12 protein-coding genes are annotated in these 10,379 nt (G+C 73.2%); 9 read left to right on the top strand and 3 right to left on the bottom strand.

Annotated features, from left to right (window positions below; translation table 11 throughout):
• Window position 1 precedes the first annotated feature (1 nt).
• Complete coding sequence (locus VKG64_01280; GenBank protein ID HKB23657.1) at window positions 2–1,030, bottom strand: sigma-70 family RNA polymerase sigma factor; 1,029 nt, start codon at window positions 1,028–1,030, stop codon at window positions 2–4.
• A 56-nt stretch (window positions 1,031–1,086) separates the two neighbouring features.
• Window positions 1,087–1,539 (bottom strand): type II 3-dehydroquinate dehydratase, encoded by a 453-nt coding sequence (aroQ, locus tag VKG64_01285; GenBank protein ID HKB23658.1) that lies wholly within the window; start codon window positions 1,537–1,539, stop codon window positions 1,087–1,089.
• Window positions 1,540–1,785: 246 nt separating this feature from the next.
• Here aroQ and VKG64_01290 point away from each other — a divergent pair, with 246 nt between their 5' ends.
• Window positions 1,786–2,172 carry a hypothetical protein gene (locus VKG64_01290; GenBank protein ID HKB23659.1) on the top strand — a complete coding sequence of 129 codons (387 nt, stop codon included), beginning with the start codon at window positions 1,786–1,788 and terminating at the stop codon, window positions 2,170–2,172.
• Window positions 2,173–2,178: 6 nt separating this feature from the next.
• Here VKG64_01290 and VKG64_01295 read toward each other — a convergent pair whose 3' ends face one another.
• Window positions 2,179–2,910, bottom strand: a complete 732-nt coding sequence (locus tag VKG64_01295; protein HKB23660.1) for a ZIP family metal transporter — start codon at window positions 2,908–2,910, stop codon at window positions 2,179–2,181.
• Window positions 2,911–2,927: 17 nt separating this feature from the next.
• Here VKG64_01295 and gspE point away from each other — a divergent pair, with 17 nt between their 5' ends.
• From gspE to VKG64_01335, 8 genes are all read left to right on the top strand, one after another.
• Window positions 2,928–4,622, top strand: a complete 1,695-nt coding sequence (gene gspE / locus VKG64_01300) for a type II secretion system ATPase GspE (GenBank protein ID HKB23661.1) — start codon at window positions 2,928–2,930, stop codon at window positions 4,620–4,622.
• A 7-nt stretch (window positions 4,623–4,629) separates the two neighbouring features.
• Complete coding sequence (locus VKG64_01305) at window positions 4,630–5,841, top strand: type II secretion system F family protein (GenBank protein ID HKB23662.1); 1,212 nt, start codon at window positions 4,630–4,632, stop codon at window positions 5,839–5,841.
• Window positions 5,842–6,020: 179 nt separating this feature from the next.
• Entirely contained in the window at window positions 6,021–6,470 is a 450-nt protein-coding gene (gspG, locus tag VKG64_01310; protein ID HKB23663.1) for a type II secretion system major pseudopilin GspG, read from the top strand.
• Window positions 6,449–6,898: a GspH/FimT family pseudopilin gene (locus VKG64_01315; protein HKB23664.1), complete on the top strand. Its 450-nt coding sequence runs from the start codon at window positions 6,449–6,451 to the stop codon at window positions 6,896–6,898. The genes gspG and VKG64_01315 overlap by 22 nt, the downstream gene beginning before the upstream one ends.
• The gene (locus VKG64_01320; protein ID HKB23665.1) at window positions 6,895–7,302 is read left to right on the top strand and encodes a type II secretion system protein; all 408 of its coding nucleotides are present in this window, start codon (window positions 6,895–6,897) and stop codon (window positions 7,300–7,302) included. The genes VKG64_01315 and VKG64_01320 overlap by 4 nt, the downstream gene beginning before the upstream one ends.
• Window positions 7,299–7,937 (top strand): prepilin-type N-terminal cleavage/methylation domain-containing protein, encoded by a 639-nt coding sequence (locus VKG64_01325; GenBank protein HKB23666.1) that lies wholly within the window; start codon window positions 7,299–7,301, stop codon window positions 7,935–7,937. The genes VKG64_01320 and VKG64_01325 overlap by 4 nt, the downstream gene beginning before the upstream one ends.
• Window positions 7,938–7,998: 61 nt before the next feature.
• Complete coding sequence (locus tag VKG64_01330; protein HKB23667.1) at window positions 7,999–8,922, top strand: hypothetical protein; 924 nt, start codon at window positions 7,999–8,001, stop codon at window positions 8,920–8,922.
• A gap of 82 nt (window positions 8,923–9,004) precedes the next feature.
• Window positions 9,005–10,379: PilN domain-containing protein (locus VKG64_01335; GenBank protein ID HKB23668.1), on the top strand; the 1,375-nt coding region annotated here is incomplete at its 3' end.

Raw genomic sequence — 10,379 nt, forward strand, 5'->3', positions numbered from 1 at the left:
CTCAGGGGGCCGGGTTCGGCCAGACGATGATGATCAGCACGCCGTCGGCGTGCCGGGGGCCGCCCAGCACGGCGGGGTTGCCCGTCTGCGCCTGGATGTGCGTGTTGAGCTCGGTGACGCTGCCCTTCGAGAGGCGCACCTGGAACCTCACGGCGCCCTTCTCGAGCGCCTCCGGCGTGATGTCGAGCCGGCGGTCGCCGGGCACGGGCCAGCGCTGCGTCGCGCCCATCGGCACCTCGCCGCGGTAGCGCTCGAGCGACGTGTACTCCTTGTAGCGGAAGAGCCGGCGCAGCTTGGGCAGGAAGTTGTCGAGGCGCTCGTCGGGAGCCGCCGGGGCCAGGCCCCGGCTCGCCACCGGCGGCGGCGCGTCGCTCGCCAGAACCACGCGGGCGCCGAAGCTCACCACCTGCTGCGCCTCCGCCGCGGCCGCGATGACCGCGAGGGCCAGCAGCGCGAGAAGCAGGAGCAGCAGCGGCCCGAGCGCCCGCCGCAGGCGCTTGCGCGCGTTGTGCAGCCGCGACATCACCGTTCCCATCGGGATCCCCAGCACCTCGGCGATCTCGCGGTACGAGAGCCCCTCGAGATCACTCAACATGATAATCGCGCGGTGATGCTCCGGCAAAGACTCGAGGGCGCGCTCGATGCGGCTCCGGTCCTCGGCCCGCGCCGCCGAGTCGGCCGGTGTCTCCCCGGGGTCCACCAGCGTCCGCTCCCAGTCTCCCTCCTCGACCCGCTCGGTGCCCAGGGCGCGCCCGCGCGCGGCGCGCTGGCGCGCGCGGTCGGACGCGACGTTCAGGGTGATCCGGAAGAGCCAGGTGTAGAACGCCGACTGCCCGCGGAAGTTCGGCAGCGCCTGGAACGCGCGGATGAACGCCTCCTGCGCGACGTCCCGGGCCTCCTCGGGATCGCGCAGCACGTTGCACGCGAGGCGATAGACCCGCTGCCGGTACTTCTCGACCAGCGGCTCGAACGCGGTGACGTCGCCGGCGCGAACGCGCTCGACCAGGGCGGAATCGTCGAGCTCCACCACGGATCACCCGTTCCCCCGGCCCGCCGTCGCTCAGACGGCGGGGCGGCCGCGGTGGGTCATCGGCGCCGGCGCGCGAGCGCCGCGAGCGCGTCGAGCCCCAGCAGGTAGCTCTGCGGCCCGAAGCCCGAGATCTGGCCGCGCGCGACGGCGGCGATCACCGAGTGGCGGCGGAACTCCTCGCGCCCGTGCACGTTGGAGAGATGCACCTCGACGACCGGGAGCTCGATGGCGGCCACCGCGTCCCGGAGCGCGATCGAGTAGTGCGTGAACGCGCCCGGGTTGAAGACGACGCCGCCGAAGCCCTCGCGCTCGGCCGCCTGGAGCCAGTCGATGAGCTGGCCCTCGTGGTTCGACTGCCGGCAGTCGACCCGGATCCCGTGGCGCCGGGCGTGCTCGCGGATCAGGCGGTCGAGCTGCGCCAGCGTGACCCGTCCGTAGACGGCCGGCTCGCGGGTGCCGAGGAGGTTGAGGTTGGGCCCGTGCAGCACGAGCGCCGCTCGCACGCTCATCGCGCGCCAGAATAACACGGCCCCCCGGCGCGCCCGGGCATGCCCAACTTTGTCACTCGTTGTCACCCGCGGTGTCACCCGCCGGCGGCGTTTCCGAATATTCCGGGCCCGGATGCGCCAGAAGTCCCCGCCGTCATTGGGCCTGAACCCGGTGCCGTCCTGGTATCCGAATTGCGTCTCTTGCGCTCGGGCAATTACCGGATAGGCGTGTGAGGTCTTTGCCCGAGCGATCGAGGAGACGCGGCGATGAAACCGACGGAGCTGCTCGTGCGCCTCGGAGCAGGCGAGGGTCGCCTCTTCCAGCGGGGCCCCGGCTGCGAGCGCTGCCGCGGCCTCGGCGCGGTGGGACGGATGGGCGTCTTCGAGCTCGTCGTCGTCACGCCCGCGGTCCGCGCGCTCATCGTGGCGCGGGCGAGCGAGGCCGAGCTCCGGCAGTGCCTCAGCGGGACCGAGGGTGCGCAGACGATGTTCCAGGACGGCCTGACGAAGGTCCTCGACGGCCGGGTGGCCTACGACGAGCTCGTACGCGTGACGGAGCCGGATCAGGCGTGGCTCGACGGCCACGACGGCCCCGCCGCTCCGGTACCGCCGGCGCTCTCGCTCCCCTCGCTGACGATCGTCCCGCGGAGCTGAGCCGGACTACGACGCGCCGAGGGGCGCCAGGAGCCAGTCGGCGACCGCGAAGAGGACCAGGCCGCCGAACACCGTCCAGGCGAGCGCGGGCCCCCCGTCCCGGTTGACTTCCGGAATCAGGTCGGAGGCCGCGACGTAGATCGTCACGCCCGCCGACAGCGCGAGCGCCACGCCCACGTGGCGCTCGGCGACGAAGCTCGTCGCGACGGCGCCGGCGATCGTCAGCACGCCGAGCGTCGCCCCCGCCGCGACGGCCGCCGCCCGCGAGCGGCCGCCGGCGAGCATGACGGACGCGATCGTGAAGCCCTCCGGAATCTTGTGGAGGAAGACCGCGATCGACAGGATCGCGCCGAGGGCGGGCCCGATCATGAAGCCCGCCGCGATCGCGACGCCGTCGAAGAGCGTGTGGACGCCGAGGCCGAGGAGCGCGAGGTAGCCCGCCGACGGCGCGAGCAGCGCCTCGGGGTGCACCTCCTCGCCGAAGTGGAAATGCGGGGCCACCGTGTGCTCGAAGAGGTGGACGCCGAAGTAGCCGACCAGCACGAAGAGGAACGCGTGCGGCACGTGCGCCGCCTCGGGGAGCATCCGGACGAACGCGGCGGCCAGCATGAAGCCCGCGCCCGCGGCGACGAAATAGCGGAGCGGCGCGAGTCCCTTGCGATGGGCGCCGACGACGATCAGCGCGCCGGCGAGATCCGCGGCCGCCGCGGCGGCCGTGAAGAGCAGGTATGCTACCATGATCACGCGAGCATAGCATGGCCACCGGGCAGTCTCCCCGCCTGCTGGGCGAAATCCTCGTCGCCGAGCGACTCACCACCGCGGACGTCGTGGCCCAGGGCCTCGCGCGCGCGCGGACGACCGGCGAGCGGCTCGGCGAGGCGCTCGTCGCGCTCGGTGCGGTGACGACCGAGGACGTGCTGCGGGCGCTCGCCAGGCAGCAGAACCTCCAGTTCCTCTCGCGCGACGAGCTGCCGTCCGCGCTGCCGGTGGTCAAGAACCTCTCGGCGAAGTATCTCCGCCAGTACGCGGTCTGTCCCGTCAGCGTCGAGAACGGGCTGCTGACGGTCGCGACCGCCGACCCGCTCAATCCGCTCGTCGTGGACGACCTCCAGCAGTCCACGGGCCTCGCGGTCAAGCTCGTCGTCAGCGCCCCCGACGCGATCGGCGAGGCGATCGACCGGACGTACGACGGCGCGGCGACGCCGCTCCAGCGCATCGTCGAGGGCATGGAAGACGAGGGCGGCGCCGCGGGCGACGAAGACGTGAACCACCTGCGCGACATGGCGTTCGAGGCGCCGGTCGTGCGCCTCGTGAACCTCCTCATCGAGAACGCGATCGGCGCCGAGGCGTCGGACATCCACATCGAGCCCTTCGAGGACACGCTCCGCGTGCGGTACCGGCTCGACGGGATCCTCTTCGAGCAGGAGGCGCCGCCGCGCCGGCTCCAGGCCGCCGTGACCTCGCGCATCAAGCTCATGGCAGAGATGAACATCGCCGAGCGGCGCCTGCCCCAGGACGGGCGCATCCGCGTCACGCTCCACGGCCGGCGCGTCGACATCCGCGTCTCGACGATGCCCACCGTGCACGGTGAATCGATCGTCATGCGGCTCCTCGACCGCGCGAGCGTGTTCCTGCCGCTCGAGAAGCTCGGCTTCGCGCCGGACACGCTCGCGCGCTTCGACGCGCTCATCAAGCGGCCGCACGGGATCCTGCTCGTCACGGGGCCCACCGGCTCCGGCAAGACGACGACGCTCTACGGCGCGCTCGACAAGATCAACTCGACGGACCTCAAGATCATCACGGTCGAGGATCCGGTCGAATACCAGCTGAAGGGCGTCAACCAGATCCCGGTGAAGCCGAAGATCGGGCTCACGTTCGCCACCGGGCTCCGCCACATCGTGCGGCAGGACCCGGACGTGATCCTCATCGGCGAGATCCGCGACCTCGAGACCGCCGAGATCGCGATCCAGGCGGCGCTCACCGGCCACCTCGTCTTCTCGACGCTCCACACCAACGACGCGCCGGGCGCGATCACCCGACTTCAAGATATGGGCGTCGAGCCCTACCTCGTCGCCTCCGTCCTGGAGGGCGTCCTCGCCCAGCGCCTCCTGCGGCGCGTCTGCCAGGCCTGCCGCACGCCCGACGCGCCGAACGCCGCCGACCTCGAGGCGCTCGGCATCGAGGGCGCCGCCGGCGCCAAGCTCTGGCGCGGGCGCGGCTGCGACGAGTGCCGCGGCACCGGCTACCGCGGGCGCACCGGCATCTACGAGCTCTTCCCGATCACGGAGGACGCGCGCAGCCTCATCCTCCGGCGCGCCCCGAGCCGCGACATCCGCCGCCAGGCGGTCGAGCACGGGATGGTCACGCTCCGGCTCGACGGCTGGCGGAAGGCGTGCGCGGGCGTCACCACGGTCGAGGAGATCCTCCGCGTCACGCAGGAAGACGCCTGAGCGCGCGATGCCCGTCTTCGTCTACCGGGCAGCCGACCGCCGCGGCCAGACCATCGACGGCGTGATGGAGGCGCCCGACGCTCGCGCGGTCGTCGAGCGGCTGCAGAAGGACGCGTACTACCCGATCCGCGTCGCGCCCCACGCCGAGCGCACGGGCTGGCCCGCGTTCGGCGGTTCCGCACGCTTCAGCCAGCGCGACCTCCTCGCGCTGACCCAGCAGCTCGCGACGCTGGTCGAGGCCGGGCTGCCGCTCGACCGCGCGCTCGCCATCGTGGAAGAATTGGCCCCGCACGCGCGCGCCCGGGCGCTCGTCGGCGACCTCCTCGTGACCGTGCGCGGCGGCGCCTCGCTCAGCGAGGCGCTCGCGAAGCACCACCCGCGCCCGTTCTCGCGCCTCTACATCAACATGGTGCGCGCCGGCGAGAAGGGCGGCGTCCTCGAGGTGACGCTCCGGCGGCTCGCGGAGTTCCTCGAGGCCCGCGCCGTCTTCGCGGAGGCCGTCATCGGGGCGCTCACCTACCCGGCCGTCCTCCTCACGGTCGCGCTCGGCGCGATCGTCTTCCTCCTGACGTTCGTCGTGCCGCGCTTCGCGACGATCTTCGCCGACCTCGGTCAGGCCGTGCCGCTGCCGACGCAAATTCTCATGACCGTGAGCGCGGTCGTCCAGGGCTACTGGTGGGCCGGCCTGCTCGGCCTCCTCGCCGTCGTCCTCGGCTGGCGCGTCTGGACGGGGACGCCCGAGGGCCGCGTGGCGTGGGACCAGACCCTGCTCGGGCTGCCGCTCATCGGCGGGCTCGCGCTGAAGATCGAGGCCGCGCGCTTCGCCCGCACGCTCGGCACGATGCTCAAGAGCGGCGTGCCCGTCATGGGCGCGCTCGCGGTCGTGGGCGACATGATGACCAACCAGGCGATCGGCCGGGCCGTGGGGCGGCTCGCCGACGGCGTCAAGCGCGGCGGCACGATCGCGGCGGGGATGCAGGAACAGGCGCGCTTTCCCGCGCTCGCGATCCACATGGTGCGCGTCGGCGAGGAGACGGGGCGGCTCGAGGAGATGCTCCTCAAGGTGGCCGAGACCTTCGAGGCGGACGTCCGCACCGAGATGAAGCGCGCGCTCGACCTCCTCGGGCCCGTGGTCATCCTCGGCATGGGACTGATCGTGGCGTTCATCGTGGTCGCGATGCTGCTCGCGATCTTCTCGATCAACGAGATCCCGCTATGACCCGGCGGTCACCTTTCGCGTCCGGGGCCGGCGAGCCCCTCGTCGACCACGACTGCCATCAGGCGCGTCACGTCGGTCTTCCAGCGTGGCGGCCTCCGTGCGCCTACGACACGGGTCTCGGAGAGGCTCGCCGCCCCGGGCGCCCGACGTGGCGCCGGATCATCCTTGGCGAAGGAGGGGTGAGGCGGCCCGCGCGCGCATGGATCGGCCGCGATCAGCGCGGGTTCACCCTCATCGAGCTGCTGGTGGTGATCATCGTGCTCGGGCTGCTCGTCGGCCTGGTGGGGCCGCGGCTGTTCGGTCGCGTCGGCCAGTCGAAGCAGGCGGCCGCGCGCGCGCAGATCGAGCTGCTCGGCGCCGGGCTCGATCAGTACCGCCTCGACACCGGCGCCTATCCGACGGGCGCGCAGGGCCTCGACGCGCTCCAGCGGAATCCGAACGTGGCCAACTGGAACGGCCCCTACCTCAAGAAGGACGTGCCCAAGGACCCATGGGGCAACGCGTACAAGTACCGCTGCTGTCCCGGCCAGCACGGGGACTACGACCTCTGGTCGGAGGGGGCCGACGGCCAGCCCGGCGGCGAAGGGGAGAACGCCGACATCATGTCATGGGAAAACGCGCAGAAGTAGGCGCGCGCGGGTTCACGCTCCTCGAGCTGGTCATCGCCCTCTTCGTCATCGCGCTGGCGGTCGGCCTCGTCGGCCCCGCGATCGGCCGCAGCACCGACTCGGTCCGCGCCCGCGCGGACGTCGCGGGCTTCGCCGCCTTCTTCCGCCACGCGCGCGAACAGGCCATCACGCGCCGCGAGGCGCTCCGGGTCGTCGTCGAGCCCGACGCGCACCGGCTGACGCTCCTGGCCGGCGAGGATGACGTGCTGCGCGCGCGCGTCTTCCCCGAGCGCCTCGTGATCGTCCCCGCGTCGTCGAACGCGGGCACGGTTCGCTTCGCGCCCGAGGGAACCTCCACCGGGGGCGAGTACCGGCTCGCCTCGGGCAGCGTGAGCTACCGCGTCACCGTGGACCCCATCACCGGCCGCGTCCGGAGCATCCGACAATGACGCCCCGCGCGCCCACGGCCGGCGCGCCCGAGTCGGGCTTCACGCTCCTCGAGGTGGTCGTCGCGCTCGCGATCCTGAGCATCGCGATCGTTGCGTCCATCCAGGGCTTCGCGCAGGGCCTCCGGCTCCTCAAGACCGCCGGCGACCACCAGCAGGCGATGCTGCTCGCCGACCAGAAGATCCGCGAGGTCCTGGTTCCGGCCGAGGAGAAGCAGTCGGGGACGGAAGGAGCGTTCACGTGGGAGCGGACGATCACGGTGGACCCGACGCCCGAGCTCGAACGCTCGCGCGCGACGGCATCGTGGACGATCTACCGGATCGCGGTCCGGGTGGGCTGGGGCGACCGGAGCCACGTCGAGCTGGTCACGCTGCGCGCCTCGATCGAGAAGGCCGTGACACGATGACGCCACCCGCACCTGCGACGCGCCCGCGCGGCTTCACCCTCCTCGAGGTGCTGCTCGCGCTCGCGCTCGTGGCGACGCTCCTCGTGATCGCGTTCGGCGGCCTGCGCGTCGCGCTCGCCTCCTGGCGCCGCGGCGAGGATCGGGCCGAGACCCAGCAGCACGTGCGTGGCATCGCGCAGGCGCTCGCGCGCACGCTCGGCGGCGCCTATCCGTACCGGGGCGCCCCCGGCCCCACGCTGGACCCGGTCGTGCTCTTCGTCGGCGGCGCGAGCCGGCTCGAGTTCGTCACGCAGTCGCCGCCGTTCCCCTTCGCCGTGCCGATCGCGTTCACCGCGGTCGTGATCGTGCTCGACGAGAGCGCGGACCGCCCGGGACTCGTGATCCGGCAGCGCCCGCTGCCGAACCAGAACCCGTTCACGGACGCGGAGATCGTCTTCCACGACCCGAGCGTCACCGCCCTCGCCTTCCAGTACCTGGACGTGGGCGGCGAGTGGGTCGACCGGTGGGACGCGCGGACCGACAACGCGACGCCGCGCGCCGTCCGCGTCGCGGTCGGCGCGACGCTCGACGGCCGGGCGCAGACGCTCCCACCCTTCACCGTCTCGCTGCGGGTCGGGGAGACCACGGGCCAATGACGCCCCACGTGCCTACGGCAGGCCACCCACGACGCGAGCCGGACTCGCGAGCCCCGCTACAATGACGCGCGACGAGCGGGGGATCGCGCTGATCGTCGTGCTCCTCGTCATGGCGATCGTCGGCGTGGTCGGGGCGGAGTTCGCCTACTCGATGCGCCTGGAGGCCTCCGCCGTGCGCGCGTACCGCGACGGCGTCATCGCCCTCCACCTCGCGGAGGCGGCGATCGCGCAGGCGACGCGCGAGCTCGTCGCCGACGCGACGTACGTGGCCATGGACGACCAGGGCCGGCTCACCTTCCACACGGGCACGCCGCCGCTCCCGCTCCCGCACCTTCCGCGCGAGCAGGTGGCGTTCCCCGGCGGCCGCTTCTCCTACCGGATCACCGACGAGGAGGCGCGCCTCAACGTCAACACCGCCCCGCCCGAGCAGATGGAGCGGCTCCTGCTCGGCCTCGGCCTCGACAAGAGCGTGCGCGACGTCATCGGCGACTCGCTCCAGGACTGGCGCGACGCGAACGAGGAGCACCGCCTCAACGGCGCGGAGAGCGACTACTACCTCGCCCTGCCCGTACCCTACCGCTCGCACAACGCGAACCTCGACTCCGTCGCGGAGCTCCTGCAGGTCCGCGGCGTGACGCCCGAGATCTATCGCGGCACGGCGGGAGCGCCGGGGCTCGTGGACCTCCTCGCGGTCCACGCGACGGGTCAGGTCAACATCAACACGGCGTCGCCGGCCGTGCTCAGGGCCCTCGGCCTCGCCGAAGCCCAGGTGGTGGAGATCCTGCAGGCGCGACACGTCACGCCCTACACCGCCGTCCCCGACCGGTTCAGCGGCCGCGGGCTCGGCTTCTCGACGCAGACCTTCCGCGTGGAGGCCGAGGGCATCGTGGCCGGGCGCGTCGCGGCGCGCGTGACCGCGGTGATCCGGAAGCGCCCCGGCGTTCCCACCTCCGTGGCGATCCTCTGGTGGTCCGGGCTCCGCTGAGCGTACGGAGATTACCGGAGGCCCGAATGAGGGCAAGAATTTGTGGCCCTTTGATCCGTCAAACACCATACTTTATACGGGCATGAAAATCGGATTCCTCCGCCTCGGCGTCGTCCTGCTCGGCAATCGGCTGAGCGTGGCCGCCGTCCGGCGGGGTCGCGTGGACACGTTCGTCGTCCAGGCGGAGAACCCAACGACCGCGCTCCGCGCCGAGCTCGACGCACGGGGGCTCGCGCCGCGGGCGGTCGCGCTCGGCCTGGCGCGCTCGGCGGTGACGGTGAAGCCCATCGAGCTGCCGCCCGTCGCCGGCGAGACGCGCGACATGGTGCGCTTCGAGCTCGACCGCCACCTGCCCTTCCCCGCGGAGGACGCGCCGTTCGACTTCCTGCCGCTCGCGCCCGACGGCGCGCCCGCCCCGCCGGGCGAGGCCCGGCGCGTGCTCGTCGCGGCCGCCGACCGGCGCGTCGTGGACGCGGCGCTCCGGCTCGCGGAGGAGGCGAAGCTCCGCCCCCTGTCGGTGACGGTCGCCGCGCACGACCTCCTCGCGCTCGTGCGCCCCGCACGCGGGCAGCGCGTCGCGTGGCTCCATCGCGCGGGCGACGCCACCGACCTGCTGCTCGTCCGCGGCGCCGACCTCGTCCTCAGCCGGAGCCTCGCCGCGGCCGACGGGGCGACGCTCGTCGCGGAGGTCCGCCGGAGCTTCCCCGTGGCCCGCTGGCGTGAGTGCGACGCCGTCTGGGCGTCGGGCGATGACGCCGACGCGCTCGGCGGCGATCTCGCCGCGCTCGGCGCGCCCGTGACGGCGCCCCCGTACACGAACCGCGCGCGGCGACGCCTGGACGCCGCGGGCGACGGGCCCCGCGGCGCGGCCGAGCTGGCGGTGGCCGTCGCGTCGGGCCACGGCATCCGGCCCCTCGACCTCATCCCGGCGGCGCTGAAGCCGCGCCGCCTCACGCGGCCCCAGTGGCTCACGGTCGGCGTGGCGGCGGCGACGCTCCTCCTGGGCCTCGGGGCGCTGCTCGCCCCGGGCGTTCGCGAGCGCCGGCACCTCGGCGTGCTCAACGCGGAGGCCGCCCGCATCGACCCCGAGGTGCGCACCGTCGAGCGCGTGCTCCGCGAGCTCGAGAGCAAGCGCCGGCTCCTCGCCACGGTCGCCGCCCTCGAGACGGGCGCGATGCGCCCGCTGCCCGTGCTGCGCGAGGTGACCGAGATCCTGCCGGGCGACGCGTGGCTCACCATGCTCGCGCTCGACGCCAAGGGCGTCGAGCTCACGGGCCAGGCCTCGCAGGCGAGCCTGCTCATCCCGCTCCTCGAAGACTCCCCGCGGCTCGAGCGCGTCGAGTTCGCCTCGCCCGTCACCCGGGGGCGCGACAAGGAGCAGTTCCGCATCCGCGCCGCGTGGGAGACGCAGCCGCCCGCCGTGGCCCCCGCGCCCGAGGCGCCGCGCCCGCCGGTCG

Source organism: Candidatus Methylomirabilota bacterium, assembly GCA_035260325.1.
Taxonomy (GTDB): Bacteria; Methylomirabilota; Methylomirabilia; order Rokubacteriales; family CSP1-6; genus AR19.